24 protein-coding genes and 2 pseudogenes are annotated in these 26,713 nt (G+C 72.8%); 18 read left to right on the top strand and 8 right to left on the bottom strand.

Annotated features, from left to right (window positions below):
* Positions 1–190: 190 nt before the first annotated feature.
* Positions 191–501: pseudogene (locus tag ACFYW5_RS14135) on the bottom strand (MarR family winged helix-turn-helix transcriptional regulator); the annotation flags it as partial.
* Positions 502–679: 178 nt separating this feature from the next.
* On the opposite strand from ACFYW5_RS14135, the gene ACFYW5_RS14130 reads away from it, so the two are divergent.
* Complete coding sequence (locus tag ACFYW5_RS14130) at positions 680–1,933, top strand: cytochrome P450 (RefSeq protein WP_389417227.1); 1,254 nt, start codon at positions 680–682, stop codon at positions 1,931–1,933.
* Here ACFYW5_RS14130 and ACFYW5_RS14125 read toward each other — a convergent pair.
* Both ACFYW5_RS14125 and ACFYW5_RS14120 read right to left on the bottom strand, forming a co-directional pair.
* Entirely contained in the window at positions 1,923–3,344 is a 1,422-nt protein-coding gene (locus ACFYW5_RS14125) for an amidohydrolase family protein (protein WP_389417226.1), read from the bottom strand. The genes ACFYW5_RS14130 and ACFYW5_RS14125 overlap by 11 nt on opposite strands.
* Positions 3,345–3,354: 10 nt before the next feature.
* A complete protein-coding gene (locus tag ACFYW5_RS14120; RefSeq protein ID WP_389417225.1) occupies positions 3,355–4,194 on the bottom strand; it encodes an HAD family hydrolase in 840 nt (279 codons plus the stop codon).
* 139 nt (positions 4,195–4,333) lie between these two features.
* On the opposite strand from ACFYW5_RS14120, the gene cpt reads away from it, so the two are divergent.
* The 5 genes from cpt to ACFYW5_RS14095 all read left to right on the top strand — a co-directional run bounded on the left by cpt (position 4,334) and on the right by ACFYW5_RS14095 (position 8,397).
* Complete coding sequence (gene cpt, locus ACFYW5_RS14115) at positions 4,334–4,873, top strand: chloramphenicol phosphotransferase CPT (protein ID WP_389417224.1); 540 nt, start codon at positions 4,334–4,336, stop codon at positions 4,871–4,873.
* A 158-nt stretch (positions 4,874–5,031) separates the two neighbouring features.
* Entirely contained in the window at positions 5,032–5,775 is a 744-nt protein-coding gene (locus ACFYW5_RS14110) for a carbonic anhydrase (RefSeq protein ID WP_389417223.1), read from the top strand.
* Positions 5,776–5,931: 156 nt separating this feature from the next.
* Positions 5,932–6,324, top strand: coding sequence for a hypothetical protein (locus ACFYW5_RS14105; RefSeq protein WP_389417222.1), 393 nt, complete (start codon positions 5,932–5,934; stop codon positions 6,322–6,324).
* 200 nt (positions 6,325–6,524) lie between these two features.
* Positions 6,525–7,085, top strand: coding sequence for a carboxymuconolactone decarboxylase family protein (locus ACFYW5_RS14100; RefSeq protein WP_389417472.1), 561 nt, complete (start codon positions 6,525–6,527; stop codon positions 7,083–7,085).
* 103 nt (positions 7,086–7,188) lie between these two features.
* Positions 7,189–8,397 carry a hypothetical protein gene (locus ACFYW5_RS14095; RefSeq protein WP_389417221.1) on the top strand — a complete coding sequence of 403 codons (1,209 nt, stop codon included), beginning with the start codon at positions 7,189–7,191 and terminating at the stop codon, positions 8,395–8,397.
* A gap of 24 nt (positions 8,398–8,421) precedes the next feature.
* Here the strand turns inward: ACFYW5_RS14095 and ACFYW5_RS14090 are convergent, their stop codons facing one another.
* Positions 8,422–10,071 carry an amidohydrolase gene (locus ACFYW5_RS14090; protein WP_389417220.1) on the bottom strand — a complete coding sequence of 550 codons (1,650 nt, stop codon included), beginning with the start codon at positions 10,069–10,071 and terminating at the stop codon, positions 8,422–8,424.
* Positions 10,072–10,496: 425 nt separating this feature from the next.
* Between ACFYW5_RS14090 and ACFYW5_RS14085 the strand changes: the two genes are divergently transcribed.
* From ACFYW5_RS14085 to ACFYW5_RS14070, 4 genes are all read left to right on the top strand, one after another.
* Positions 10,497–13,007 (top strand): SpoIIE family protein phosphatase, encoded by a 2,511-nt coding sequence (locus tag ACFYW5_RS14085; RefSeq protein ID WP_389417219.1) that lies wholly within the window; start codon positions 10,497–10,499, stop codon positions 13,005–13,007.
* A gap of 71 nt (positions 13,008–13,078) precedes the next feature.
* Positions 13,079–15,847, top strand: coding sequence for a SpoIIE family protein phosphatase (locus ACFYW5_RS14080; RefSeq protein ID WP_389417218.1), 2,769 nt, complete (start codon positions 13,079–13,081; stop codon positions 15,845–15,847).
* Between the two features lie 140 nt (positions 15,848–15,987).
* On the top strand, positions 15,988–17,352 hold the full coding sequence (locus ACFYW5_RS14075) for an FAD-dependent oxidoreductase (RefSeq protein WP_389417217.1): 1,365 nt from the start codon (positions 15,988–15,990) through the stop codon (positions 17,350–17,352).
* Positions 17,353–17,519: 167 nt separating this feature from the next.
* Entirely contained in the window at positions 17,520–18,137 is a 618-nt protein-coding gene (locus ACFYW5_RS14070; protein WP_389417216.1) for a hypothetical protein, read from the top strand.
* A gap of 15 nt (positions 18,138–18,152) precedes the next feature.
* On the opposite strand, the gene ACFYW5_RS14065 is transcribed toward ACFYW5_RS14070, so the two are convergent.
* Positions 18,153–19,151, bottom strand: coding sequence for a zinc-dependent alcohol dehydrogenase family protein (locus tag ACFYW5_RS14065; protein WP_389417471.1), 999 nt, complete (start codon positions 19,149–19,151; stop codon positions 18,153–18,155).
* A gap of 126 nt (positions 19,152–19,277) precedes the next feature.
* Between ACFYW5_RS14065 and ACFYW5_RS14060 the strand changes: the two genes are divergently transcribed.
* The 3 genes and pseudogenes from ACFYW5_RS14060 to ACFYW5_RS14050 all read left to right on the top strand — a co-directional run bounded on the left by ACFYW5_RS14060 (position 19,278) and on the right by ACFYW5_RS14050 (position 21,330).
* Positions 19,278–19,613 (top strand): ArsR/SmtB family transcription factor, encoded by a 336-nt coding sequence (locus ACFYW5_RS14060; protein ID WP_389417215.1) that lies wholly within the window; start codon positions 19,278–19,280, stop codon positions 19,611–19,613.
* 20 nt (positions 19,614–19,633) lie between these two features.
* Positions 19,634–20,000 (top strand): annotated as a pseudogene (locus tag ACFYW5_RS14055) (lamin tail domain-containing protein).
* Positions 20,001–20,208: 208 nt separating this feature from the next.
* Positions 20,209–21,330: a hypothetical protein gene (locus tag ACFYW5_RS14050; RefSeq protein ID WP_389417214.1), complete on the top strand. Its 1,122-nt coding sequence runs from the start codon at positions 20,209–20,211 to the stop codon at positions 21,328–21,330.
* Positions 21,331–21,333: 3 nt separating this feature from the next.
* On the opposite strand, the gene ACFYW5_RS14045 is transcribed toward ACFYW5_RS14050, so the two are convergent.
* Positions 21,334–22,338 (bottom strand): hypothetical protein, encoded by a 1,005-nt coding sequence (locus tag ACFYW5_RS14045; RefSeq protein WP_389417213.1) that lies wholly within the window; start codon positions 22,336–22,338, stop codon positions 21,334–21,336.
* A gap of 263 nt (positions 22,339–22,601) precedes the next feature.
* Between ACFYW5_RS14045 and ACFYW5_RS14040 the strand changes: the two genes are divergently transcribed.
* The 3 genes from ACFYW5_RS14040 to tgmB all read left to right on the top strand — a co-directional run bounded on the left by ACFYW5_RS14040 (position 22,602) and on the right by tgmB (position 24,312).
* Entirely contained in the window at positions 22,602–22,925 is a 324-nt protein-coding gene (locus ACFYW5_RS14040; RefSeq protein ID WP_389417212.1) for a YkvA family protein, read from the top strand.
* Between the two features lie 194 nt (positions 22,926–23,119).
* Positions 23,120–23,311 carry a putative ATP-grasp-modified RiPP gene (tgmA, locus tag ACFYW5_RS14035; RefSeq protein ID WP_389417211.1) on the top strand — a complete coding sequence of 64 codons (192 nt, stop codon included), beginning with the start codon at positions 23,120–23,122 and terminating at the stop codon, positions 23,309–23,311.
* Positions 23,312–23,328: 17 nt separating this feature from the next.
* Positions 23,329–24,312 carry an ATP-grasp ribosomal peptide maturase gene (tgmB, locus tag ACFYW5_RS14030; RefSeq protein WP_389417210.1) on the top strand — a complete coding sequence of 328 codons (984 nt, stop codon included), beginning with the start codon at positions 23,329–23,331 and terminating at the stop codon, positions 24,310–24,312.
* A gap of 1 nt (position 24,313) precedes the next feature.
* Here tgmB and ACFYW5_RS14025 read toward each other — a convergent pair whose 3' ends face one another.
* The gene (locus tag ACFYW5_RS14025) at positions 24,314–24,520 is read right to left on the bottom strand and encodes a hypothetical protein (protein WP_389417209.1); all 207 of its coding nucleotides are present in this window, start codon (positions 24,518–24,520) and stop codon (positions 24,314–24,316) included.
* 107 nt (positions 24,521–24,627) lie between these two features.
* Complete coding sequence (locus ACFYW5_RS14020; RefSeq protein ID WP_389417208.1) at positions 24,628–25,077, bottom strand: hypothetical protein; 450 nt, start codon at positions 25,075–25,077, stop codon at positions 24,628–24,630.
* 196 nt (positions 25,078–25,273) lie between these two features.
* Here ACFYW5_RS14020 and ACFYW5_RS14015 point away from each other — a divergent pair, with 196 nt between their 5' ends.
* Together ACFYW5_RS14015 and ACFYW5_RS14010 are read left to right on the top strand one after the other, a co-directional pair.
* On the top strand, positions 25,274–26,245 hold the full coding sequence (locus tag ACFYW5_RS14015) for a GlxA family transcriptional regulator (RefSeq protein ID WP_389417207.1): 972 nt from the start codon (positions 25,274–25,276) through the stop codon (positions 26,243–26,245).
* 100 nt (positions 26,246–26,345) lie between these two features.
* Positions 26,346–26,708: a hypothetical protein gene (locus tag ACFYW5_RS14010; RefSeq protein WP_389417206.1), complete on the top strand. Its 363-nt coding sequence runs from the start codon at positions 26,346–26,348 to the stop codon at positions 26,706–26,708.
* The last annotated feature ends 5 nt before the right edge of the window (positions 26,709–26,713 follow it).

The following is a 26,713-nucleotide window of genomic DNA, read 5'->3' as shown; positions in this document are numbered from 1 at the left end:
GGGGTCCGCGGTGCGCCGGTCAGTGGTGGTGCGGGTTCCGGCGCGGCGTGATGGTGGCGTTCGGCAGGGCCCCACCGAGCAGGACGGTCCGCGCCGGCTTCCGTCTCCCCCTTGTTCGGTCCTTGAGACCGGCTGCTCGGTACTTGAGACCGGGTGTTCGGTCCTTATGGCGGCCACCCCCACGCCGGTCCTCGTCGAGGTGTGCCACGACCCGCTCGGAGATCCGCGCCAGTGTCCTCAGCTCCGCCGGGGTGACGTGGTCGAGGAACAGCGCGCGCACCGCCTCGACGTGGAGCGGGGCGGTCGCCTCGATGGCCTCGCGGCCGGCCGGAGTGATCACCACGAACGCGCCGTGCCCGTCCTCCGGGCACTCCTCCCGGGTCACCAGGCCCCGCTTGCCATCCGGGCGATGTGATGCGCCATTCGGCTCTTCTCCCATTCGAGCGCCTGGGAGAGATCCAGGAACCCCTGCCGCCCTTCGGATACGTCGGTCAGGCGTGCTGCTCGTCCGCCGTCAGCCTGAAGCCCGTGATCGTCAGGGGCTCGGTGTTGCCCGGCGCGGTGACCGCAGGCTTCGCATCCGCCGCACCGCGCCGGCCCTCGGGGCTGCGCCCAGGCCGTGAGTGATGCCGCGCACACCGGCGCGGCGGGCAGGCGGGCGCGTGTTAGCGTCCCGGCCGTGACTTCCCCGGCTCCGGGCGCATCCGCCCCCGTACTCGATGCGCTGGACCTGTTCGGCGACGACTTCACCCGCGACCCGTACCCGTGGCTGCAGTCGTTGCGGGCCGAGGCGCCGGTGCACTTCGACGCCGGTACCGGGCTGTGGCTGGTCAGCCGCTACCGGGACGTACGCCATGTCCTGCTCACCCCGGACGACTTCCTGCCGGACAACGCCCAGCACGCCGTCACCCCCCTGCCGTTCGGCGTGCTCCGGGTGCTCGCCCGGGCGGGCTTCAACCTCCCGCCCGCCCTGGCGAACAACGGCACCGCCAGCCATCCGGGACTGCGCCGGGTGGTCACCCGGTTCTTCAACGCGCAGCGCGTGGCCGCCGCCGTGCCGGTGATCGAGCGCATCGCCGACGACCTGCTCGACGCCCTGCCCTCCCCCTCCTCGGGCTCCTCGGGCAGCTGCGATCTGTTCACGTCCTTCGCCCAAGTGCTGCCGTGCCGGGTGCTGATGGAGCTGCTCGGCATCGAGGGCGTCCCCACGGCGACGCTGATCCGCTGGAGCGACGCCGCCCTGGAGCTGTTCTGGGGCCGCCCCACTCCGGAGCGTCAGCTCGAACTGGCCGAGCTGGTCGGCGAGTTCCACCGCTGGCTGACCGAGACGGTGGCGGGCGGGGCAGCCCGGCCCGGCTCCTTCGTCCGGGCACTGACCGACCATCGCCTGCCCGACGGTGAACGGCTCGACGTGCCGACCGCCGTCGCCGCGTGCTTCTTCGTCTTCATCGCCGGGCAGTCCACCACGGGCCAGCTCATCGCCACCGTGCTGCGCCATGCGCTCACCGAGCCCGGGATGTGGGCCCGCGTCGCGTCCGAGGAGGGCCTGGCGCAAGGTTGGGTGGAGGAGGTGCTGCGGCGGGAGCCGCCGGTGACCACCTGGCGCAGGGTCACCGCGCGTCCGGTCGAGCTGGGCGGAGTGGACCTGCCGGAGGGGGCGCAGCTGCTCCTGATGCTCCTGGGCAGCGGATCGGACCCGGAGGTCTTCGACGGTCCGGAGCGGATGTGCCCGCACCGGGGGAACATCCGCCGCCACCTGGCCTTCGGCGTCGGCCGCCACCGCTGCCCGGGCGCTTCTCTGGCGCGTACGGAGGCGGCGGTGGCCCTTGCCGCGGCGGCCCGCCGCCTGCCGGGGGCGCGCCCGGTGGCGGACGGCCCGATGCTGGGGCTGCTGTCGTTCCGGGCGCCGCTGCGGGTGGCGGTCAGCCTTTAGCGCCGGGTGGATGGACGAGGTGGTGCCATGCCGCTTCCCCTACCGCGTCCCGCAGGTGGTCGCGCGAGGCCTCGGCCTGTCGGCGGGCGTGGGCGAGGTCGACGCCGATCAGCTTCCCGCGGTGCTTGAGCACACGGCCGTTGACGACGACCGTGTCGATGTCTCCCCGTCCGGCCTGGAAAACCAGGTGTCCCACCGGGTTGTTCAGCGGCGTCATCGACGGGGTGTCCGCGCGGAGCAGGACGAGGTCGGCGCACTTGCCGGGGGTGATGGAGCCGATCCGGTCGGCCAGGCCGAGGGCCTCGGCGCCGCCGAGGGTCGCGTAGCGCAGGACGTCGGCGGCGCGCAGGTCATGGCTGCTCACCTGCTCCCCGCGCGCGTGTGCCTGGAGGAGAACCAGGCCGCGTTCGGCGCTGAGCGTCGACCTCATCGCGGAGAACATGTCACCGCTCCACCACACCACGGTGTCCATGGACAGGGAGAGCGGAATACCGAAGCGACGGGCGGCCCCGGTGGGCGGATAGCCCTGGCCCGCGTTCAGCTCGCTCTCCGCCGACAGGGACAAGTGGGCGCCGCTGTCGGCGATTCGGCGGTAGGAGTCGTCGCTCAGGGAGGCGGCGTGGACCAGTGTCGTGCTGGGGCTCAGGGCGCCTTGGCGGGCGAGATGGGTGACGGCCGCGTCGCCGACGATGCCGAAGACGCCCGCATGGGTGGTCACGGGGAGCGCCTGCTTCGCCGCGTGAGCCAGGGCCGCGTCCGCGGCGGACGCGTCCGGTGGCAGGTCCAACGCCAGCTGCATGGTGACCAGTTGGTCGTCGCCGGGGAACCGCGCCGCCCGGATCCGGTCCGCCTCCCCGTCGGTGACCCAGGCGAGATCGGGGCCGATACGGCCGTACGCCCATCGTGCCCGGCCGGGCACGGACATCAGCGCGTCCACCGCGGCGTCGGCATGGGCGGGGGTGGAACAGCCGTGGGACCAGTCCACGACGGTGGTGACACCGTCCGCCACCGCCTCGACCATGCCGAGGTGGTTGCCTGCGTAGACGTCCTCGGGCCGGAAGTGTGGCAGTAACTGCCCCAGCGCGTCCATGTAGTTCGTCAGGGTCCAGTCGACGCCGAGTCCGCGCAGGGCCGACTGCCACATGTGGCGGTGGGTGTCGACGAAGCCCGGGATCAGCAGCGCGCCGTGCGCCTCGATGACCGCGGTGCCGTGCGGTGCGGACAGGTTCGCGCCGACTGCCTTGATTTTGTTGCCTGTTGTCAGAACGTCGGTGCCCGGCAGGATTCCCTGACCGGTGTCCATGGTCACGACGGTGGCGCCGCGAATGAGCAAGGGGCGGCCGGCGGGGAAGCGGTCGGGGTCGTGGGTGGCGGTGGGGTCATCTGCGTTCTTGGGGTCATCCGCGTTCATGGGTTCCCTTTCACGGGACGAGCGCGTCGATGAACCCTTCGAGTATCCGGGCGACGCCGTCCTCGTCGTTGGAGGAGGTGCGGTGACGTGCGGTGGCCAGGACTTCCGGATGGGCGTTGGCCACCGCGTAGGAGCGGCCCACGGCGCTGAGCATGGGCAGGTCGTTGGGCATGTCGCCGAACGCCGCGATCTCGTCGCTCGCGATGCCGAGCCGGCCGCTCCACTCGATCAGGGTGCTCGCCTTGGTGACGCCGGATGCGCTGAACTCCACGAGCGACAGGCCGGTGGAGTGGGTGGTCTCGGCACTGGTGCCGGCGGCGTGCAGTGCCCGCGCGTAGAAGTCGTCGAGCGGGAGTGTCGGGTGGTGGGCGAGGATCTTCAGCAGGGCTCTGGCCGGGGTGCGGGTCACCAGGGCCTCCGCCGTACCGACGAGTTCGACGGCGCCCTCGCCGTACGACCAGCTCGGATAGTCCGGCTCGTGGCCGAAGTCATGGTCGTACTCGACGGAGAAGGAGACGCCGGGGACCGCGGCGCGCACGCGGGCCACGAGCTGTGCCGCCGCGCGGGGCGGGATCGGCGAGAGGTGGTCCAGGGATCCGTCGGGAGCGTGTACGGCGGCGCCGTTGGCGGCGATGACGTAGTGCGGTCCGACGGTCTCCAGCAGCACATGGACCGATCGTGACGGACGTCCCGTCACCAGCACGACGCGGATTCCGGCCTGTTCGACCGCGGCCAAGGCGGCCTTGGTGCGCGGGGACAGCGTGCCGTCACCGCGCAGCAGCGTGCCGTCGAGGTCCGTGGCGATCAGGCGGGGTGGGGCGGCACGTGGAGGGGCCGGCGTCGTTGCCACGGAGTGCACCTTCTTGGTCGGCGGACGGGCATGCGTGACGGGTCAACCAATCCTGGAGCCGTGATCATTCCCGCACCGCCGCCTGTCGCTACCCGCATGGCCCAGGGTGGTGAGGCGCCGGCCGCCCTAGTCTGGCACGGTGACGACGCAGCTGATCATTCTCAACGGTGGCTCCAGCTCGGGGAAGTCCGGGATCGTGCGCTGCCTGCAGGCCGTACTGCCCGATCCGTGGCTGGCGTTCGGGGTCGACGGGTTCGTCGACGCCCTGCCCGCGAGGATGCGGGCCTCGGACGAGGGCATCACGTTCGCCGCGGACGGCGGAGTGAGTGTCGGGGCCGACTTCAGGGCGCTCGAGGCGGCCTGGATGGAGGGCATCGCGGCGATGGCCCGCGCCGGTGCCCGGATCATCGTCGACGACGTCTTCCTCGGCGGGGCGGCGTCCCAGGAGCGGTGGCGGAAGGCGCTGGTCGGCGTGAAGGTGCTGTGGGTCGGCGTCCGCTGCGATGCCGCCGTCGCGGCGGGCCGGGAGATCGCACGCGGGGATCGCACGCCGGGGATGGCCGGGGCGCAGGCGGACGTGGTGCACGAGGGCGTGGTCTACGACCTGGAGGTGGACACCACCCGCACCGAGTCCCTGGACTGCGCACGCGCCATCGCCGCCGCCGCTCTCCTGAGCTGACCTTCCAGCACCTGTCGCCTCGACAAGAGGCTCGCCCCAAGAGTCACCTCATGACTCTCCCCAAGAGCCCATCAACACTTCCCCATGGACGGTTCACGTCCCGTCCACGATTCCGTAGGTCAGGCAGCAGTTCACACTTCCGGACGTACGTTCTGTCCGTGAACTCAGATTCCCCTGCGGGTGCCCCGCGCTCCGCCGAGCCCAATTCTGCCCGCCGCTCCCTGCTGCGCGGCGCACTCACCGGAGCCGCAGCCCTCGGCGCCGGCCTCGCCGTCGGCACCGCGACCCCCGCGACCGCCGCACCGAACCGGCCCCGGCCGGCCACCCCCGAGGAGGCCCTGCGTGAACTCGCCGCGGGCAACGCGCGTTGGCGCGCCTTCCGGCAGAGGCACCCGCACGAGACGCGCACGATCCGTCAGGAACTGGTCTCCGGGCAGCACCCGTTCGCGGTGGTGCTCGGCTGCATCGACTCCCGCGTCCCCCCGGAACTCGTCTTCGACCAGGGCCCCGGGGACCTGCTCACCGTCCGCAGCGGCGGTGAGGTCCTGGACGAGGCCGTGCTCGGCAGCGTCGCGTACGGCGTGCTCGAACTCGGCATCCCGCTGGTGCTGGTGCTCGGGCACCAGTCCTGCGGTGCCGTACGCGCTGCGGTCGAGGCCGAGAAGAGCGGCGGGAAGCTGCCCGCGCACATCCAGTACCTGGCCGACCAGATCGCCCCGGCCATCGACCACACCAAGGAGGGCGACGCCCGCACCGACGCGACGATCGACGCCAACATACGACTGGTCCGCGACCGTCTCACCGCGGAACCGGACCTCGCGGCCAAGGTGTCGGCCGGTGAACTCGCCGTCGTGGGGGCGCGGTACGAGCTGACCGACCAACTGGTGCACCGCATCGGCTGACATCGCGGAGGCCGTGCACCCACGGACCAGGGCCTGGCACGCACGGCAAAGACGGCCGTGGACGCCCGTGCCAAGCTCCCTTCCGGAGTCGCTTCGCGGCATCGGCAGCCCGGATCAAGAACGCTTCGCCAAGGTCTGGCCTCGGCCGACTTCCCGGTGATCGCCCCGGCCAACCCGTTGCGGGACCTGGCCGGGGACTCGGCGTACGTCCGCAGCGTGATCGACACGATCCCCGGGCCCGTCATCCTCGTCGGGCGTCCCCACCCGATTCCCGGCGCGGGGCCCGGCCTGGACGGCTACATCGACCCCGCCAAGTTCCACGACGTCTTCGCCCAGGACCTGCCCGCTCGCAGACCCGGGTCATGGCGACAGTCCAACGGCCGTGCCGTGTTAGGCGCCTTGAGCGGAACCAGTGGCGTACCGGCCTGGAAGACCGTGCCGTCCTGGTATGTCGTGACGACCGCCGACCGGGGCATCCCGGCCGCCACGCAGCGCTTCATGGCCGAGCGCCGGGGCAGCGAGGCCGAAGGGCCTCACACGCCGTCATGATGTCCCGCCCGGACACCGTCGTCCGCACATCGAGACCCGTACCAAACCACTCGCTGATCCCGGCTGCCCTATCCGAACTGCCTTTCCAGCAAGACAATTTGAACGCCGCTCGGTGAGCGCCGGCGAACCGCCGATGTCACAAATCCAGGCCCGGCGGTGTCTCCATGACGTCACGCAAGCAGACGTACAAGGAGAACATGATGACGCTGCGCATTGCCAAGGCCGACCTTCCCGCCGAAGTTCGCGCGAGTCTGGTCGAGCAGTTCGGGGCCGTGCCCGAGCCGTGGGAGGTGTCGGCGCACCAGCCCAAGGTCGCCGAGGACGCCGCGGAGCTCGGGGCCAGGGCGAACGCGTGGGACATCGCCGACGAGAGTCTCAAGACGTTCGCGCACATGGCGGTCGCGGCGCAGGTCGGATGCAGCTGGTGCCTCGACATCAACTACTTCCAGGCACTGCACCGGAACCTGGACCTCGACAAGGCGAGCCAGGTGCCGCGGTGGCGGGAGTCGCAGGTGTTCACGCCGCTGGAGCGGGACGTGCTGGAGTACGCCGAGGCCATGACGAACACCCCGCCCACGGTCACCGACGAGCTGTACGCGGGCCTGCTGGACCGGCTCGGCCCGGCGGCGATGGTCGAACTCACCGCGATCATCGCCTTCGCCAACATGTCGACCAGGAACAACACGGCCCACGGCATCACGTCACAGGGCTACTCCGCGGCGTGCGAGGTGCCGCTGGCCGCCATGAGGACGACGGCCTGACCGACCTGCCCGCGTCACCCGTCGGCGCCAGCCGTCCTGCTGCGACGATCCGCCGGCGAGGACTATTCTCCTACCGCACAGCCACGTTGGGGGCGGGGGACGCATGCGGTTCGTCTTTGTGCACGGCACCGGTGTCCGGTGGGAGCGGTTCGACGAGCTGTTCCGGCAGGTGAGTACGGGGTTGCTGGAGAGGTTCCCCGGGGCGGAGGTCGAACCCTGCTACTGGGGGGACGAGTTCGGCGCCGCGCTCAGTGCCGGCGGCGCCTCCGTGCCTGGGACCGAACCCCTCACTCCGGCGGACATCGACGACGACCCGGAGACAGCCGAGTGGCTGCTGCTCCTCACCGACCCCTTCTGCGAACTCCGGGTGCTCGCCGAGATCCGCACCGGCGCCGAGGACGGCGGGTTCGGCCTGCCCGGGGTGCGGTCCGCCGGGGAGGGGGTGGGCGACCTGCTGCGGGGACTGCCCCGCGACCTCGATCCGGGCGGCGAACTGGCCGTACTGCTCCGGGAGACCGGGCTGGCCGACGGCTACCGGTACGCCCTGGACACCGTGTCGGACTCCGAGGAGTTCCAGGACGCGTGCCTCGCCGCCGAGGACGACGCGGTCGCCGCCGAACTCGCCCTCCTCACCAGCCGTGCCGTCGTCGCCGTCCTGCTCGCCGAGGCCCGCGACACCACGCTGTGCACCGGCGACGAACGGGACCGGCTCGTGGACCTGCTCAGCGACCGGCTCGGCGGCACGGGCCGGAGTGTCGTGACCGCCACCCTCGGCGTGCTGTTCAAGCTGGCGCAGCGCATGACCACCCAAGCCGCGCGCGACCGCTGGCGCGGGGACCTCACCCATGGGAAGGCCTCCGAGATCGGCGACATCCTGCGCTACCAGTCGCGCGGCGAGCCTCTGCGCACCCATCTGGAGAAGGTGATCGGCCGCAGCCCCGAGCCACCGGTCGTGATCGGCCACAGCCTCGGCGGCATCGCCCTGGTGGACACCCTTGCCCTGGCCGCCGTACGCCAATCCCCGCTGCCCGTACGGCTCCTGGTCACCGTCGGCTCGCAGGCCCCCTTCCTGCACGAGCTGGGCGCCCTCGCCGGTCTCGGGCCCGGGGCCGCGCTGCCCGCCGGTTTCCCGCACTGGCTCAACATCTACGACCGCAAGGATCTGCTCGCCTACCTCGCCGAGCCCGTCTTCGCGGGCGACAGCCGGGTCACCGACCACGAGGTGCGCAGCCGCCAGCCCTTCCCGGTGTCGCACAGCGCCTACTGGCGGCTCGGCCCGGTCTTCGACCGGATCGCGCAGGCGCTGCGATAACGACAGCCGCGTCGCCGGCGGCCGTCACACGCTCGGGTCCCGGTGGGTCGACTTCCCGTCGACCACGGTCAACAGGACCGGAAGTTCCGGGAGTTCGGTCGCCTTCGTGGTCAGCGGGTCGTCGGGGAGGACGGTCAGGTCGGCGCGGTGGCCGACCTGGATGCGCCCGGCGTGGTGCTCCTCGCCTGCCGCCCAGGCGGCGTTGACGGTCATGCCCTGGAGTGCTTGCAGGGCGGTGAGTACCTGGTCCGGGCCGTGCGGCGGCCGGGTCAGGTCGCGGGTCGGGCGGCGGTGGCGGGCGCCCGCCATGACGCCGAGCGGCGGGTAGGGCGCGATGGGCCAGTCGGAGCCGAGGACGACCACGGCTCCGGAGTCGTACAGGTCGCGGCACCGCCAGGCGCGTGCGGCGCGCTCCTCGCCCAGGCGGAGGGACCAGTTGTCGGTGTGGTCGGCGCGAGTGAAGTCGCAGCAGTGGGTGGGCTGCATGGAGGCGACGACGCCCAGTTCGGCGAACCGGCGCAGGGTGTCGTCGGGCACGGTCTCGATGTGCTCGACGCGGTGCCGCACCGGGGCCCCGGCCGCGACCGGGCCCGTGGGCCCGCCCCCGCCCCGCGCCTTCTCCACAGCGTCAAGCACATGCCGTACGGCCGCGTCCCCGATGGCGTGGGTCGCCACCGGCACCCCCGCACGGTGGAGTTGACCGACCACGCGCGTGTACTCCTCGGGGTCCGGCCAGAAGGCCTGCCGGGACTCGCCGTGGCAGTCGGGCTGTTCCAGCCAGGCGGTGCCGTTGTCGATCGTGCCGTCCATGAAGATCTTCACGCCCGCGGTCCGCCACAGCCGGCCGCCCTGGCCCTGCCCCGCGATCAGGGCGCGCACTCCGTCGGCGTCGGTGCCCGGCCGGCACCACGGGGCGACGCGCAGCCGCAGCGGCAGTTCCCCGGCCGCGTCGAGTTCGCCGTAGAAGGCGAGGCTGTCGCCGCCCGCGTCCATCACATGGCCGCCGGTCAGGCCCGCGGCCGACATGGCGCGCAGCGCGGCGGCCAGCCGGTCGCGGCGCTCCTGCCGGCTGGGCCGCGGGGCGACGCGCTCGACCAGTTCGCAGGCGGCGTCCTCCAGCAGCAGTCCGGTGGGGCGGCCGCCTGCGTCGCACACCACCTCGGCGGTGGCCTGGTCGAAGGTGCGCGGCCCGTCGACGCCGGCGAGTTCCAGCGCGCGTCGGCTGGCCAGCGTGGAGTGCGCGTCGAAGAGGAGCAACAGGGCCGGCACGCCGTCGAGTACGGCGTCGAAGGGGGCGGTCTCGACCGGGTGCCCGGCGAAGACGTTGGGGTCCAGGCCCCAGCCGTGCAGCCAGGCGCCGGGGGCGAGTTCGCGTACCGCGCGGGCCAGGGCTTCGCGCACCTGCGGCACGTCCGTGCAGCCGGACAGGTCCAAGCCGTGGGTGCGTTCGGCGCCGGAGACGGGGTGGATGTGACCGTCTACCAGGCCGGGGGTGACGACCGCGCCCTTCAGGTCGATCACCGTGGTGGAGGCGTCCGCGAGCGCGCGGATCCCGGAGTCGTCGCCGAGAGCGGTGATGTGTCCGCCGGTGGCGGCGAGCGCGGTGTGCGGCAGGTACCGGCCGGTGACGGGGTCGAGCAGTCGGGCCGAGAGCAGGACGAGGGAGGTGCGCACGGGTAACTCTCCTTGGCAGCAGATCGGTTGGGCGCAGACGGAGTCCACCTCCCCCGGACAGCGTGCATGGCGAGCAACGCCGAGCCCACGCTCCGCGGACAGCCTGCCAGGCGACGGGCCAGGACCACACGGGCGAGCCCCGCGCCGTACGGAGGTCGTCGGCATCCGCGTCCGCCGCTTCACGCCCGCCCCGAGGGCCACCGCACCGGCCGGGTGGACGCCGGCCGCCTGGACACCGTCAGCGACGTCCTCCAGCTCACCGTGATCCTCTGCACCGGCCCCGCGCGCCCTCTCTTCCCGCGCATTTCGCGGCAGTCGGGGCAATTCCGCGACGATCTTCGTACCGCCCGGGTGCGCCGGGCGTACTTCGTGGCGCATTCTTGCTGTGTCGCCCCGTGGGACGGCGCACGGACAGGTAGGGGCCGATGACTGGGAGCGCCGAGGACGGACAGCGGACGCCCGGGCGGCCGACGTCGTTGCTGATCGACGCCTCGATCGAGGCGATCAGGGCGGCCGACGGCCACGCGGCCGGGGTCTATCTGCGCTCCCGCACGCCCGGACTGCTGCGCATGTCGGTCCTCGCGGGACTGCCCGGCCGGCTCTTCAGGCCCTGGTGGCGGCTGCACGTCGACAGCCCGTTCCCGGTTGCCGACGCGCACCGGCTGGGCGTGGAGGTGGTGCTCGCCAACGCCGTGGACACGATGCGCCGCTATCCCCAGTTCGCGGCCGGGCTGCCGTTCCAGTTCGGCTCGCTGTACGTGCCGGTCGCCACGGATACGGCGGCCTACGGGGTCCTGACGGTCCTGCGTCCGTCCGCGGCCGACGCCACCGAGCTGCTGCCCGAACGCGAACGCCTGGCGCAGCTGGCCGAGGAGCTGGCCTGGCAGCTGGGCGGTGTGGAGGACAGCGCGCTGTGGTGGGACGGCGAGCCCCGGTGCGTACGCCCGCCCGCCCCGCACGCCTCCCGCCGGGCCGGATCCTTCACCTGGGATCCCACGACCGGTGCCATGACCCTGGACGACCGGCTGCGCGGCGTGCTGGGCGCGGCCGCCGAGGAGTGCGGGAAGAGCGAGCGGGCCTTCGCCTCGGCCGCGGCCCCCGAGGACGCGCCGGCGCTGCTGGCCGCGCTGCGGGACACGGCGGCGGGCCGCCCGCCACCACTGCCGCTGTACGTACGCGGCGCGCACGGGTCCCTGCGGCTCGTCGAGCTCTGGGAGTCCTGCGGCGGGGTCAGGGACGCCTCCGGTCCGGGGGCCGTGCACGGCGTCGTCATCGATCCCGGACCCGGTGCCGCGGCCGACGCGGCGGCCGATCTGCTGCCCGAGGGCGTGTTCGCGCTGGACCGGCTGGGGACCGTCGTCTACGCCAATCCGCGCGCCGCCGAGCTGCTGGAACTCCCCCGCCCGCAGTTGCTCGGCCGGCTGCTGTGGGACGCCGTGCCGTGGCTGGCCCAGCCCGCCTGCGAGGACCATCTGCGCGGGGCGCTGCTGTCGCCGGAACCGCTGCACTGCCACGTCGCCCGGCCCGGGGCCCGGCCCGGCGAGGCGTACGACGGTGACTGGCTGGCCCTGACCCTCAATCCGGGGCGGGACCTGCTGACCTGCACGGTCCGTCCGGCCCACCGGGTGACCGAGGCACCGTCGGGGCCGCCGCCCGATGATTCCCGCGAGCACGCCGAGCCCGCGGCCGACCCGTCGATGGCTCCGCTGTACCGGCCGATCGTCCTGGCCATCGCGCTGACCGAGGCGGTCACCGCCCGCCAGGTCTCCGAGGTGGTCATGCGGGAGCTGCTGCCCGCGTTCGGCGGGCGCCGGCTGGCGATCTACCTGCTGCAGGAACGGCATCTGTATCTGGCCTGGGAAAGCGGCTTCCCGCAGGGTTTCCTCGCCCGCTTCGAGGGGATCGGCCTGGACGCCCGGGTGCCCGGCGTGGAGACGCTGACCAGCGGCCGCCCGCTGTTCTTCGACTCCATGCAGCAGCTCACCGACGCCTACCCCGGCATCCCCCTGGACGCCGCGGAGGGCGCCCGCGCCTTCCTGCCGCTGATCGCCTCCGGGCGGCCGGTCGGCTCCTGCATCCTCGGTTTCGACCGGCCCCGCAGTTTCAGCACCGAGGAGCGGGCCGCGCTCACCGCGCTGGCCGGACTGATCGCGCACGCGATGGAGAAGGCGCAGCGCTACGAGAGCGAAGCGGCCCTCGCCCGCGGCCTGCAGCAGGCCCTGCTCCCCCGGCGGCTGTCGGCTCACCCGCTGGTGGAGACCACCGGGCGGTATCTGCCGGCGACGCAGGGCATGGAGGTCGGCGGCGACTGGTACGACGTCGTCGCCGCGGGGGACGGTCTGGCGCTGGTCATCGGCGACGTGCAGGGACACGGGGTGCAGGCGGCGGCCACCATGGGCCAGCTGCGCACGGCCGTCCGGGCGTTCGCGCTCGGCGACCGGCCGCCGGACGAGGTGCTGAGCGGCACCAACCGGCTGCTCATCGACATCGACTCCGGGCAGTTCGCGAGCTGCTGCTACATCCGGCTCGACCCCGCCACCGGAGTGGCCCTGGCGGCCCGGGCGGGGCATCTGCCGCCGCTGCTGCGGCGCCCGGACGGCCGTACGTACGCCCTCGACCTGCCCGGCGGAGTCGTGCTCGGCGTGGACCCGCAGGCCCGGTATCCGGTGACACGGCTGGTGATGGACCCCGGCGCCGTACTGGCCCTGTACACCGATGGACTGGTGGAGCGGCCGGGCGGGGACATCGACGACGGCATCGGCGCGCTCCGGGTGGCCCTGGCCAAGAACGGCGCGCTGGCCGGGGGGCCCGGCGGACAGTCCTTGTCCAAGCTCGCCGACCGGCTGACCGCGACGGCCCGGCACACCGCCGACCGGCCCGACGACATCGCCCTGCTGCTCGCCACCCGGCGCTTCACGGCCCGGCGGGACGCGTGAGGGCAGCGGGGACCGCCGGTCACCGGGTGGCGCCTCTCGCCTCCGGAGGTCGCGCAGTGTAGACATGGCTCATGGTCCGACTCTCGGGTCGATCCGGTGCCAGGTCCCTCGGTCGCCGCAGCGGTCCGCGCCCTCGCAGTGCGCCCGGCCGCGCCCGCACAGTGCGCGCGGACGGCGCGCGGGACGCCGGAGGACCCGGGACCGCGCACGGCAGCCGGCCGCGGTCACCGCTGAGCGCGCGCAGTGTGGCGGGCCAGGTGTTCCTCTTCCAGGTCGTCATCGTGGTGCTGCTGGTCGTCGCCGCGGTGGTGGCGCTGGTGCTGCAGGTCCGGTACGACAGCACGCGCGAGGCCCGCAACCGGTCGGTCGCGGTCGCCGAGTCCTTCGCCAACGCGCCCGGCACCCGTGAGGCCCTGGACGATCCGGACCCCTCGTCGGTGTTCCAGCCCCGCGCGGAAGCGGCCCGGGAGGCGACCGAGGTGGACTTCATCGTCGTGATGAACACCGACGGCATCCGCTACAGCCACCCCAAGCCGGACCGCATCGGCAAGAAGTTCGTCGGCACCATCGAACCCGCGCTCCGGGGCGAGGTGGTGACCGAGGAGATCACCGGCACCATCGGCCCCCTCGTGCAGGCCGTCGTACCGATCGAGGACGACGACGGCGCGGTGGTGGGCCTGGTGTCGGCCGGGATCACGACCGCGACCGTCGGCGGCACCGCCGACCGGCAGCTCCCGCTCGTCCTGAGCGCGGCCGCGGCGGCGCTCGCCCTGGCCACCGGCGGTACGGCACTGGTCAGCCGACGTCTGCTGCGCCAGACACACGGCCTGGGCCCGCACGAGATGACCCGCATGTACGAACATCACGACGCGGTGCTGCACTCCGTCCGCGAGGGCGTGATCATCGTCGGCGACGAGGGCCGGCTGCTGCTCGCCAACGACGAGGCGCACCGCCTGCTGGAGCTGCCGCCCGACGCCGAGGGCCGCCAGGTGGCCGACCTCGGGCTCGCTCCCGACACCGCGGACCTGCTGGACTCCGGCCGGCTGGCCACGGACGAGGTGCTCCGGGTCAAGGACCGGCTGCTGGCCGTGAACCAGCGCCCGACCCATCTGCGCGGCCGGCCGCACGGCAGCGTGGCCACCCTGCGCGACTCCACCGAGCTGCGGGCCCTGTCCGGGCGTGCCGAGGCCGCCCGGGAGCGGCTGAGCATGCTCTACGACGCGGGGGTGGGCATCGGCACCAGCCTGGACGTCACCCGCACCGCCGAGGAGCTGGCCGAGCTGGCCGTGCCGCGGTTCGCGGACTTCGTCACCGTGGACCTGTCCGGCGCGGTGCTCGGCGGCGGCCAGCCGGAGACGGTGAGCCCGTTGCGGCGCACGGCCCTCAGCGGGATCCGCAAGGACGCGCCGCTGTACCCGGTGGGCGAGCGGATCGCGTTCGTGGAGTCGTCGCCGCAGGGCCGCTGTCTGCGCGACGGACGGCCGGTGCTGGAGCCGGTGCTCGCCGAGGCGCCCGGCTGGCAGGCACAGGACCTGGAGCGCTCGGCGCAGGTCGTGGAGTACGGCATCCACTCGCTGATCGCGGTGCCGTTGCGCGCCGGATCGCTGGTGCTGGGGGTGGTGAGCTTCTGGCGGTCGCTGAAGCCGGAGCCCTTCGACGCGGAGGAGCTGGAGCTCGCCGAGGAGCTGGTCGCGCGGGCCGCGGTCTCCATCGACAACGCCCGCCGCTACACCCGCGAGCACAGCATGGCGGTGACCCTGCAGCGCAGTCTGTTGCCGCGCACCCTGCCCCAGCAGAACTCGCTGGAGATCGCCTACCGCTATCTGCCCGCCCAGGCCGGGGTCGGTGGCGACTGGTTCGACGTCCTGCCGCTGTCCGGCGCCCGGGTCGCCCTGGTCGTGGGGGACGTCGTCGGGCACGGGCTGCACGCGGCGGCCACCATGGGGCGGCTGCGGACCGCCGTGCACAACTTCTCCGCGCTGGACCTGCCGCCGGACGAACTGCTCGCGCTGCTGGACGAGTTGGTCGCCCGGATCGACCAGGACGAGGAGGCGGAGGGCGGCACCGCGCCGGTGACCGGCGCGACCTGTCTGTACGCCGTCTACGACCCGGTCTCGCGGCGCTGCACGGTCGCCCGGGCGGGCCATCCGCCGCCCGCGGTGATCCGGCCGGACGGCACGGTCGACTTCCCCGACGTGCCCGCCGGTCCCCCGCTGGGGCTGGGCGGACTGCCCTTCGAGACGGCCGAGCTGGAGCTGGCGGAGGGCAGCCGGCTGGTGCTGTACACGGACGGGCTGGTCGAGGACCGGGACCGGGACATCGACGAGGGCCTCGAACTGCTGCGGGCGGCCCTGTCGCGGGCGGGGGACTCCCCCGAGGAGACCTGCCGGACCGTGCTGGACGCCCGGCTCCCGGACCGGCCCGGTGACGACATCGCCCTGCTGGTCGCCCGGACCCGGGCGCTGCCCGCCGACCGGATCGCCGAGTGGCAGGTGCCGTCCGACCCGGCGGCCGTCTCCAAGGTGCGCTCCTCGGTCAGCCGCCAGTTGGCCCACTGGGACCTGGACGACCTGGCGTTCACCACGGAGCTGATCCTGAGCGAGCTGGTCACCAACGCGATCCGCTACGGCGGCGACCCCATCCGGGTGCGGGTGCTGCGCGACCGGACGCTGATCTGCGAGGTCTACGACAGCAGCAACACCTCCCCGCATCTGCGGTACGCGGCCATGACGGACGAGGGCGGGCGCGGTCTGTTCCTCGTCGCGCAGCTCTCCGAGCGCTGGGGCACCCGCTACACCCCGGCGGGCAAGGTGATCTGGGCGGAGCAGCCGCTGCCGTAGGTCACCCCTCCCCCGTGCGACTTTGAGAACCCATAAGGCGGGCTTATGAGCCCATAGACCGGACCCCCGTACCGACTTAGGGTTGCCTTAGCTTAGGCTTCCCGTCGAGTTGCTTGTCATCGCTCGAAGGGAACCTGATCATGCCCCGCCCCCTGCGGGTAGCCATTGTCGGAGCCGGCCCCGCCGGGATCTACGCCGCCGACGCGCTGCTCAAGTCCGATGTGGCCGCCGAGCCCGGTGTCTCCATCGACATCTTCGAGCGCATGCCTGCCCCGTTCGGCCTGATCCGCTACGGCGTCGCGCCGGACCACCCGCGCATCAAGGGCATCATCACGGCCCTGCACCAGGTGCTCGACAAGCCGCAGGTCCGCCTCTTCGGCAATGTGACCTACGGCAGCGACGTGCACCTCGACGACCTGCGCGCCTTCTACGACGCCGTGGTCTTCTCCACCGGCGCGATGGCCGACCGCGAGCTGAAGATACCCGGCGTCGAACTCGACGGCTCCTACGGCGCCGCGGACTTCGCGTCCTGGTACGACGGCCACCCGGATGTGCCCCGCACCTGGCCGCTGGAGGCCGAGAAGGTGGCCGTGCTGGGCGTGGGCAACGTGGCGCTCGACATCTCCCGGATCCTCGCCAAGACCGCGGACGAGCTGCTGCCGACCGAGATCCCGGCCAACGTCTACGACGGCCTGAAGGCCAACAAGGCCGTGGAGATCCATGTGTTCGGCCGCCGGGGCCCGGCGCAGGCGAAGTTCTCCCCGATGGAGCTGCGCGAGCTCGACCACTCCCCGAACATCGAGGTCATCGTCAACCCCGAGGACATCGACTACGACGCGGGCTCCATCGAGCAGCGCCGCTCCAACAAGCAGGTCGACATGGTCGCCAAGACGCTGGAGAACTGGGCGATCCGCGATGTCGGCGACCGCCCGCACAAGCTGTACCTGCACTTCTTCGAGTCGCCGGTGGAGATCCTCGGCGAGGACGGCAAGGTCGTGGGCCTGCGCACCGAGCGCACGGAGCTGGACGGCACCGGGAACGTCAAGGGCACCGGCGAGTTCAAGGACTGGGACGTCAGCGCGGTCTACCGTGCCGTCGGCTACCTCTCCGACAAGCTCCCCAAGCTGCCCTGGGACATCGGCTCGGGCACCGTCCCGGACGAGGGCGGCCGGGTCATGCAGGAGACCGGCGAGCACCTGACGTCGACGTACGTCACCGGCTGGATCCGGCGCGGCCCGGTCGGTCTGATCGGCCACACCAAGGGCGACGCCAACGAGACGGTCGCGAATCTGCTGGACGACTTCGCCCACGGCCGGCTCCAGACCCCGGACGCGCCCGCCCCGGAGGCGGTGGAGGCGTTCCTCGCCGAGCGCGAGATCCGCTTCACCACCTGGGAGGGCTGGTACAAGCTGGACGCCGCCGAGAAGGCGCTGGGCGAGCCGCAGGGCCGCGAGCGCGTGAAGATCGTCGAGCGGGAGGACATGCTCCGCGAGAGCGGCGCCTGATCCTCACCGCCGCAAGGGCGCGGGGCACCTGAGTGCCCCGCGCCCTTCGCGCCGCGACGACGAAAGAGCCTGGTCCTTCCCGGGCGCCACTGCCGAGTGGCTGCCCGACTACGCGTCGTGCACGATGTGCCGGGGGGCGCGAGAGTCCGACGGGAAGGATCACCGGCATGGGCACAGGTCCCCTTCGAACGACGAGGCGGCCCGCCACCAGGGCACTGGCCGGAGTCCTCGTCGCCGCAGTGAGCGCCGTCGCGCTCGTGGCGTGCGGCTCGGACGACGACGACAGCGGTTCCGCGGCCAGCGCCACGCCCACGGCGCCGGACACCTCCCGTTTCTCGGGCACCCCGCCCTCCGCAGTGGCCTCGCTCGCCGAGTCCGTCAAGGCGTCCGTCTCCGCCGCGGCGTCCTCCGCCTCGGCCCGCGCCTCCGAGTTCGAGGCCTCCGTCTCCGCCGAGGTCGAGCGCGCCAACGCCGCGGCCAGGGAGCAGTTGGAGGACGTCGAGGGCCGGGGCAACGCGACCGCGGACGTCTCGCTGACCGGAAAGCCCCGGGCCCAGACCGGCGGGCTGCTCGCCGTCGTCGTCAACATCACCAACAGCACGGACGAGACGGCCTCCTACGCCGTCCAGGTCGACTTCAGCGACTCTGACGGCAAGGTCGTGGAGACCCGTTACGTCGGTGCGGAGGACCTCGGACCCGGCGAGCGGGCCCAGCCCCTGGCCATCAGCCGCAAGCCCCCCGAGCCCCGCCTGACAGCGAAGATCGCCAAGGCCCAGCGTTACTGACGCCCCGGCGGCGGCTCAGCGGTCGACGGTGACGACGATCTTGCCGACCTGGTTGCCCGCCTCCAGATAGCGGTGCGCCTGGACGATCTCCTCCAGCGGGAAGACCCGGTCCACGGCCGGAGTGAACGCGCCGGCGCTCAGGCCGGAGGCCACGAACGCCTCGGCGCGGCGCAGCCGGAGCGGGTCCCGGGTGGTCTCCAGGACGGTGTAGGCGCGCATGTTCAGTGCGGGCAGGCCGAGTTCGATCCCCGGGTACGGGGTCGCCTCGCCGCTCAGTGCGCCGTAGACGAAGAGGGTTCCGCCGGGGGCCACCACCCTGGCGAGGTCCGTGATGCCGGGGCCCGCCACGGCGTCGAGGACGAACTCGGCGCCCCGGCCGCCGGTGACGGCGCGCACCCGGTCGACGACGCTCTCCTCCCCGGTGACGATCACCTCGGCCGCGCCCGCCTTCAGCAGTGCCTCCCGCTTGGCCCGGGTGCGGGTCGTCGCGACGGGCACCGCGCCCACCCGGCGCGCGATCTGGATCGCCGCCAGGCCCACGCTGCTGGAGGCGGCGGTCAGGACGACCGTGTCCCCGGCGCGCGCCCCGCCCACCTCGACCAGTGCGCCGTACGCCGTCAGGAAGGGCATCCACACCGCGGCGGCCTCGGTCGCGCCGAGCCCGGGCGGGCGGGGCAGGACCGCGTCGGCGGGGACGACCGCGCGCTCGGCGTAGACGCTGTAGTCGTTCATCGAGAAGGCGGGCACCACGCTCACCGGGGCACCGACCGGGAACCCGGTGACCCCCGGGCCGACCGCCTCGACCACGCCGGCCGCCTCCGCGCCGAGACCGGCCGGGAACCGTTCGACCGGCTCGATGTAGTGGCCGCCGCGGAACAGCGCCTCGGCACGGTTCAGGCCGATCGCCTCCACCCGCACCAGCAGCTCCCCGGGCCCGGGGTCCGCCACGCCCACATCCTCCACGCGCAGCACCTCGGGCCCGCCGAGCTCGTGGAACCGTACCGCCTTGACCATCGCCAACCCCCATCCGGCCCGGTGGTTCACCGTCCGCCTCACCCAAACCGAAAGTACGATGCTTGTCAAACTTCGATGCACACCGAACTTCTGTGACCTACGATGTGCGGCGGAGGTCGAGAGGCGATGACGGTGACACGGCGAGGCGGGCGCGAGCGGATTCCCGCGCATCCGGACATCCGGGCGGTCAGCCTTCAGCAGGTGCTGGAGGCGCTGGTGGATCCCGTACGGCGGCGGATCGTCGCCGAGTTGTACACCAGCGGCCAGGAACTCGCCTGCGGCACCTTCGACTTGCCGGTCAGCAAATCCACCGCCACCCACCACTTCCACGTGCTGCGCGAGGCGGGCCTGATCCGGCAGTACTACGTGGGCACGTCCCGGATGAACGCGCTGCGCCGCGAGGAGTTCGAGGACGCCTTCCCGGGCCTGCTGCACGCCCTGCTGACTCCCCGGGCCGAGTAATTCCGCCTTCGCCTGCGGGCATACGCCTGCTCATCGCGACGGCCGCCGCCGAGGGCGCCCTCGCCGCCGGGCCGGCCCCGGCCACCGAGTACACCTCGACGCTGAAGATCCGGGGCGTCCCGTACGACGCCCCGGGCAGCGACCACTCCAAGGCCGAGTACCTGGAGATCACGAACTGCTCGTACAGCAAAAAGGTCAACCTCATGGGTTATGTCGTCAAGGACGAGTGAAGCTGCGCGGCGGTCACGGCAGCGACGCCGACAACGTGGTCTACCGCGGCAACTGCAGCTTCATCTGCAACAACGACAAGGACACGATTGACCTGTACAAGCCCACGGGCGCGGCTCCGACCCCGACGGCAACGGGTACATCAAGTACCACGGCTGATCCGCCGCGCGCAGGGCCCGCCCCGATGCGGATGGTGGGCGGGCCCTGCGCACCGGCCATTTTCACCACCCGGGCCGGATCCGGCCACGGGTGAAGGCCACCCGTCCGGAGCGGTCCGCGCACACCCCGTGTGCGCACCCCCGGTGACAGATGACTGCCTGCGGCATCGATACTGGACGGACACCTGCCCCCGTCGCCCCCAGGACTCATGCTGAGCTCGCCGAACGTGCGCCCCCCGACTCCGCTCACGGTGTGGCTGGCCCACGGCCACCACGCCGGATCCGCCGCCGGGGAGGTGGTCCGCGCGTGTCTGGAACGGCACAAGGACGGCGGCGGCATCGACGACTTCCATGAACCCGCCGAGGCCCGCATCGAGGGCGAGCAGGTCTTCGAGGCCCGCTGGCGGGTCGAGGACACGGTGACCGTACGGGCCCGGCTGACCCTCCGCGACGGCCACGCGTGGTTGCTGGTGGCGGAGGCCGAGCGCCCCTGGGGTCTGCACTGGCCGTCGCCCGCCGCCATGTTCTGGCCGCAGGACGCGGACTGGGACCGGGACCCGGTCACCGGCGGTCGCCTGCGTGCCCTCAACCCCCTCCCCCAGGACGACAAGGCGGTCCGGCGCCTGCTCAAGGACGCCGCCCGTGACGGCTGGGCCGTCCATGTCGTCGTGCACGAGGCGATGACCCCCGACGAGCGCGGCCTCGTCCCGCTCGCGGGCATGCTGCCGCCGGGGCTGCGGCACCGGGTGGTGGAGCATCGCGCCGCCCCGCACCAGCTGCGGGTGGTGAACTGGGCGCTGCGGGACTGCGGTGCGCAGGTGCCGAGGGGCGGCGCCGTGGTGCTGCCCGGCTCCCCCGTCCCCGCGGAGTACGACACGGACCGGTTCTCCGTGCGCACCGTGTTCCTCGACGGCTCCGAACCGGCCGAGCTCCTCGCCGCCGTCACCCGGTTCGCGGCGCTGCCGCGGCCCCTCCCGGACGGCGCCGAGGAGGCCGTCACCGCGCTGCGCGAACAGTGGCGGCTGTTCACCGTCGAGGAGGAGCTGGCCCGCCAGCGTGCCCTGGTCGCGATGTACGCGGACGCACTGGAGGCGATGACGAACTCCCGCGACCTGTACCGGGAGGCCGCCGAGCAGGCCCATGAGGCGCTGGCCGCCTACCGCGAGGTGGTCGGCGCCCTGCCCGAGCAGCGGCCGGGGCCCGACTCGCCGCTCCAGCAGCTGACCCGCACGTTCGGGCGGCTCAAGGAGACCGCCCTGGCGTTGCGGCCGGGTACGGACCCCGCGCGGGAGGAGGAGCGGCCGCCGACGCGCGGGAGCGACGCCGGCTGACGCTCATTCCGCCGCGGACGTGACCGCGCCCCGTTCCGGTGCCGGCGCCTGCCTCCGCGCCGGTGGCGGCACCGCCAGATGCACCAGCAGGGCCACCAGGGACGCCAGGGACGCGAAGACGGCGGCCAATCCGGCCGCCCAGACCGGGGCGAGGGTGAGCTCCAGCGCCCGGGACAGGCCCCCCGGGGGCAGCTGCCCTGCGAGGAGCTGCGCCGCCGCCAGCACCGCCGGCACCAGGACACCGCAGGCCAGGACCGGCACGGTGATCCGCAGGGTCAGCAGCAGGGCCACCGCCAGACACGCCACCGACATGCCGAGGGCGAGTCCGTAGACGGGCAGGGAGGCGCCGTCGCGGTACAGCGGGAAGTAGGCGGCCGCACAGACCACGAGGGCGCCGACGGCGATCCGGCCGGGCCAGGCGGGGGCCTCGTTCGCCGGTCCGGCCGGGCGTGGGGGCGTCACCCGTCTGGGGGCTACGGCCTCCGCGGCCGGCCCCTCGGGCACGGACGCGTCGAGCACGGGCTGGTCGATGGTCGGCGGGCTGTCGCACTCCTCGGACAGCCGCCGGATCAGCTCGACGATCTCCTCGACCGGGCGTCCGGTCGCCGCCGCACGGACCGCCTCCTGGCCGCAGTGCGGCTCCAGGTCGGTGCGGTGCAGCAGCGCCACCAGCCGGGACACGTCGTCCAGCGACCGCTGTTCGGCGGCGGCACGGATCGTCTCGTCGGCCCCGTCCGCGGCGCGCGGCGGCCTGGTCAGCAGGTCGACCAGCCGGGTCACGTCCTCCACGGACCGGTCCACACCGACCGCGCGCAGGGCTTCGACCGTGGCCCGGGCGTGCTCGGGCGAGCGTTCCAGCAGGGTGATGAGCTGGGCGACCTCCTCCACGGGACGGTCGGCCACGGCGGCGTGCACCAGGCTGCCGACCGGGTCGTCGCCGTGAGGTTCGGGCTCGGTGGGCGTTATGTCGGACTCGTACGGGCTGGGCGATGAAGAGGGGGTAGTCATCCTCGGCTCCAGGGAAGGGTGCGCTGCCGCTGCTGCGCCCCCGAAGCGACACGCGGCTGTACGGATTCCATTACTAGGTGTTGCCGAACCGGCCCGCCACCGGGGTGGGCCGGGAGTATGAGTCACCCTCACCACCGCTTCGGCGGACGGGCGATTGCTCCGGTTGCCTCGCGCGGGCCATAGCCGCGCCGGAGGGGGGAATCCGTCAGGAGACGCGGGCGCCCGAGCTGCCCGGCGCACGCCCGAGAGGTGAGGAGGAGTCGGTGGACTCGACCACAACGGTGCTCTTCGTCGCCGCGATCCTCGCGGCCGTCCTGCTGGCCGTGGCCGTAACGGTGCTGGTCCGGCTGGTGCGGACCCGGCGCCGGCTGCGGCGCGCGGGCCTGCCGACCGGGCCGCGCTGGGCGTTCTGGGGCGCCCTGGCGTACTTCGTCCTGCCGGCCGATCTCCTGCCCGATCCGGTGTACCTGGACGACATCGGCGTACTTCTGCTGGCCCTGCGCGCCATGCGCGGGTCCGTCGACCGGCGTGGTCCCGAGGCCCTTTCCGAGCCCTCGGGGGCCGGTCGGCGCGGTGATGCCGCCTGAACCTGGCGGCGCCCAACGGGCCCGCCGGGAGCGGCCGTCGGGGACTCGCCCCGGCGATGGTGACGCAGAGTAAGGAAACCAATCACCCGTTCGATTCGTATAAGTGGGTGGAAGCCGAAGGAAGTCGGCGGACCAGGCGACGTCCCAGGGTGGGTGGCTCGCTTGATCGAAGCAGCACCGGCGAGGGAGAGACGATGCAACCGTTCGCGCTCAACTACGCACGTCCGGCAGCGGATGTGGAGGTCAACGCTGTCTATGCCTACGACTCCGGACTGCAGTTGAACGTTCTCCTGGACGGGCGGATCGCCGCCAGCGACCACGCTCTGCTCAAGGAGCTGGGGACGACGACGTCCACGGCGGGTTCGAAGACGCACTTCGACGACTGAACGCGGAACCCGCCACGATGACCGTGTTGATTCTCACCACCGAAGAGGACGTCACCGCCGACATGGTGGTGGTGCACCTCAACGCCTGCGCGGTGCCGGTGGTCCGGCTCGACCCCGCCGACCTGACCGGTGGAGCCGCGCTGTCCGGGGAGTACGTGCACGGTGCCTTTCGTGGCCATCTGTCGTCCGGTGGACGGCTGGTGAGCCTCGACGGGCTGCGCTCGGTGTGGGTGCGCAGGCCGGGGGTCCCGGCGTCCCGTGCCGCACGCCCGTCGCCGTGGCTGACGGAGGAGTCCGCGCAGGCGCTGTACGGCATGCTCCGCTCCAGCGCAGCCCGGTGGATGAACGACCCCGACGCGGCCCACCGGGCCCGGCACAAGCCCTGGCAGCTGCGGCTGGCCCAGAGCTGCGGGCTGCCGGTGCCGGCCACGCTCATCACGACCTTCCCGCAGGCCGCCCGGGAGTTCGCCGACCGCTATCCGGACCTGGTCGTCAAGCCGGTCTCCGGTGCCCATCCGCAGGACCCGCCCCGGGCGGTGCCGACCAGCCGGGTCCCCCCGGACGCCGACTTCTCCGCCGTCGCCTTCGGCCCGACCCTGCTCCAGCGGCGCGTCGCCAAGCGGGCCGACATCCGGCTGACCGCCGTGGGCGAGCGGCTGCTGGTGGCCCGTAAGCCGGTGGGGGCCGACGCGCACCCGGACGAGGTGGACGTCCGGTTCTCCTCGTCCACGGCCCCCTGGGAGCCGGCCGAGGTGCCGCCGCGCGTCGCCGAGAGCGTGCGGGCCTATCTGCGGGACGCCGGCCTGGCCTACGGCGCCTTCGACTTCGTCGAGGACGGCGACGGGACCTGGTGGTTCCTGGAGTGCAACCAGTCCGGCCAGTTCGGGTTCGTCGAGGTGGACACGGGCCAGCCGATCGCGCGGACCATCGCCGAGTGGCTGTCCCGGCCCCTTCCGCCCCGGCCCGCGCGGCTCAACGCCGTCAACTCCGCGGCCTGTTGAGTCAGAGCTGCCCGGGCGGCAGGGCGGAGCGCTGCCAGCCGGCGCCCGGGTGGGGCTGCCGTTCCACCGGCGGGGCACCGAAGGAGTTCAGCGGCTGCATGACGAACTCCAGTTCCCTGCTGACGCGTTCGGCCTCCCGACGCACCTGTAGGGGAACGTCGCCGCGCTCCGAGATCAGTCGGTCGTAAATGGGGGAATCCTGGAACACCCGTCAACGCGCCTTTCGTGTCGTGGCCCATCCACATGAGCACGACCGCCGAGTGTAGGCGCCCGGGCACACGGGGGTGCTAATTCCGGGATCGGGCTTGACGACGGTCAGGCGCCTGTCGTGGAGCCCGGACGCACGATCATCAGGACGGTGACGGTCGCCCACAGCAGGTTGAAGACGCCGGTGAACATGGCCAGTCGGGCCGTTCCGGACCGCTCCACGGCCTGGTCCGCGGCGAGCTGCTCGAGGATTTCATCCTGACGGGGGAGGACGAACGCGACGAGGATGCCGGCGGCCACCGCCGTCAGGGTGATGGAGGTGATCAGCCATGCGTCGCCGAGGACACCCATGGCGGCGGCGGTGGCGAATCCGAACAGGGGAACGGTCAGGCCGACACCGGAGTAGACCCGGCAGATCCGGTGCAGCAGCCGGACGGTGTTCAGTCTGCCCTCCTGGGCGGTGCGCGCGGCGGGCGGGAACATGCTGGCCGCGACGGTGACCGGGCCGATGGCCACGATCGCGGCCAGGACGTGCAGGGCGAGCAGGAACTTCGTCATCAGGGGGCGTCCGTCTCCGGTCCACGGGGGTGCGGGGGTACCCGGCCACGCTAGGAGACGCCCGAGTGATCGCACAGAGGCGGAAATGACAGCTTCCAACGGATTCCCGCCAACACCTCCGTCCTGCGCCTTCGCCTACGGCACCCCGCTGACCTGGGCTCGTGCTCCCGGCGGGAATCCGCCTAGGGTGGCCGTCATGCACACGGTGGCGATCCTGGTTCTCGACGACGTGGTGCCGTTCGACATGGCGGCGCCCCTACAGGTCTTCGACTGGACGCGGCTGCCCGACGGCCGCCCCGCCTACCGGGTCCGCCTGTGCGCCGAGACCCCGGAGGTGCGCGCCGACTGCGGCTTCGCCCTCCGGGTGGACCGGGGCCTGGAAGCCCTGGCGGACGCGGACACCATCATCGTGCCGGGCCGCGCCGAAGGAGCCCCCGCGCCCTCCGACCGGGTCATCGCCGCGCTGCGCCGGGCGGCCGAGGACGGCACCCGCATCGCGTCGGTCTGCGTGGGCGCGTTCGTGCTCGCGGAGGCCGGACTGCTGGACGGACTGCGCGCCACCACCCACTGGGTGGCCACCGACCTGCTGGCCCGAGGCTATCCGCGGGTGCGGGTCGAGCCGGACGTGCTGTACGTCGACAACGGCCAGATCCTCACCTCCGCCGGGGCAGCCGCCGCCCTGGACATGTGCCTGCACATGATCCGCCGGGACCACGGCTCGGCCGTCGCCGCCAACGCGGCCCGGATGTCCGTGATGCCGCTCGAACGGGAAGGCGGACAGGCCCAGTTCATCGTGCACGAGCACCCGCCCGTCCCCCGGGGCTCGACCCTGGAGCCGCTGCTGGAATGGATCGAGGACCATCTCTCCGAGGAGATCACCCTGGCGGCGATGGCGTCCCGCTCGGGGATGAGTGAGCGCACCTTCAGCCGCCGCTTCCGGGAGCAGATGGGCACCACACCGCTGCAGTGGCTGCTCCGGGCCCGGGTACGGCGGGCCCAGTACCTGCTGGAGAACAGCGACCACTCCGTCGAGCGCATCGCACAGCAGGCCGGTTTCGGCTCGCCCACCGCGTTCCGCGAGCGCTTCCGCAAGGTCGTCGGCACCACCCCGTACGCCTATCGCGCCGCCTTCCACTCCAAGTCGACCCGTGTGGGGGCGGGTACCTGACGTCAGTTCGAGGGGGCCGGGCGGAAAATCACCCGAGTCGTCCGGCGCCGCGGGCCGTTGGACAGGGGGCATCCCCCTTCACCACGGACGGTGTACGCGCATGAACTGCACAAGCCGGCTCCTCGCCGCCCTCTACATCGCCACCAGTTCCGGGCTCGCCTGGACCGCGGTCCTCGAATACGAGTACGGGCCGATGTGGGCCGCCTGCCTGTTCGCGGCCGCCAGCATCGTCCCGCTCATCGGGGTGGTGCGCGAGAGCGTGATCGGCGACCAGCACCGGGCGCTGGCCCAGTGGGCCCGACGGGCGGTGTCCGACCCGTTCACCGGGCCGGACGAGGACGCCGCCGAGCACATCGTGCGCGCCGAGCTCGACGGCGCCTGCTGCGAACGCTGGTGGACCAGCCTCGGCAGCGACCACGACCGGACCTGCCCGCACCGCGTCCCCCGCAGCAGCGCGGCCTGACCTCC

The sequence above is a fragment of the Streptomyces sp. NPDC002779 genome, from assembly GCF_042888685.1.
Lineage (GTDB): Bacteria > Actinomycetota > Actinomycetes > Streptomycetales > Streptomycetaceae > Streptomyces.
Note: the sequence above shows the minus strand (reverse complement) of the source record. Positions and strands in the feature narration are given on the sequence as shown.

Coding starts and splice junctions, on each gene's coding strand:
- ACFYW5_RS14125 (WP_389417226.1), bottom strand. CDS start 3,344: ATGAACGCGGATGACCCCAAGAACGCAGATGACCCCACCGCCACCCAC.
- ACFYW5_RS14100 (WP_389417472.1), top strand. CDS start 6,525: ATGACGCTGCGCATTGCCAAGGCCGACCTTCCCGCCGAAGTTCGCGCG.
- ACFYW5_RS14095 (WP_389417221.1), top strand. CDS start 7,189: ATGCGGTTCGTCTTTGTGCACGGCACCGGTGTCCGGTGGGAGCGGTTC.
- ACFYW5_RS14085 (WP_389417219.1), top strand. CDS start 10,497: ATGACTGGGAGCGCCGAGGACGGACAGCGGACGCCCGGGCGGCCGACG.
- ACFYW5_RS14080 (WP_389417218.1), top strand. CDS start 13,079: ATGGTCCGACTCTCGGGTCGATCCGGTGCCAGGTCCCTCGGTCGCCGC.
- ACFYW5_RS14075 (WP_389417217.1), top strand. CDS start 15,988: ATGCCCCGCCCCCTGCGGGTAGCCATTGTCGGAGCCGGCCCCGCCGGG.
- ACFYW5_RS14070 (WP_389417216.1), top strand. CDS start 17,520: ATGGGCACAGGTCCCCTTCGAACGACGAGGCGGCCCGCCACCAGGGCA.
- ACFYW5_RS14065 (WP_389417471.1), bottom strand. CDS start 19,151: ATGGTCAAGGCGGTACGGTTCCACGAGCTCGGCGGGCCCGAGGTGCTG.
- ACFYW5_RS14060 (WP_389417215.1), top strand. CDS start 19,278: ATGACGGTGACACGGCGAGGCGGGCGCGAGCGGATTCCCGCGCATCCG.
- ACFYW5_RS14050 (WP_389417214.1), top strand. CDS start 20,209: ATGCTGAGCTCGCCGAACGTGCGCCCCCCGACTCCGCTCACGGTGTGG.
- ACFYW5_RS14045 (WP_389417213.1), bottom strand. CDS start 22,338: ATGACTACCCCCTCTTCATCGCCCAGCCCGTACGAGTCCGACATAACG.
- tgmA (WP_389417211.1), top strand. CDS start 23,120: ATGCAACCGTTCGCGCTCAACTACGCACGTCCGGCAGCGGATGTGGAG.
- tgmB (WP_389417210.1), top strand. CDS start 23,329: ATGACCGTGTTGATTCTCACCACCGAAGAGGACGTCACCGCCGACATG.
- ACFYW5_RS14020 (WP_389417208.1), bottom strand. CDS start 25,077: ATGACGAAGTTCCTGCTCGCCCTGCACGTCCTGGCCGCGATCGTGGCC.
- ACFYW5_RS14015 (WP_389417207.1), top strand. CDS start 25,274: ATGCACACGGTGGCGATCCTGGTTCTCGACGACGTGGTGCCGTTCGAC.
- ACFYW5_RS14010 (WP_389417206.1), top strand. CDS start 26,346: ATGAACTGCACAAGCCGGCTCCTCGCCGCCCTCTACATCGCCACCAGT.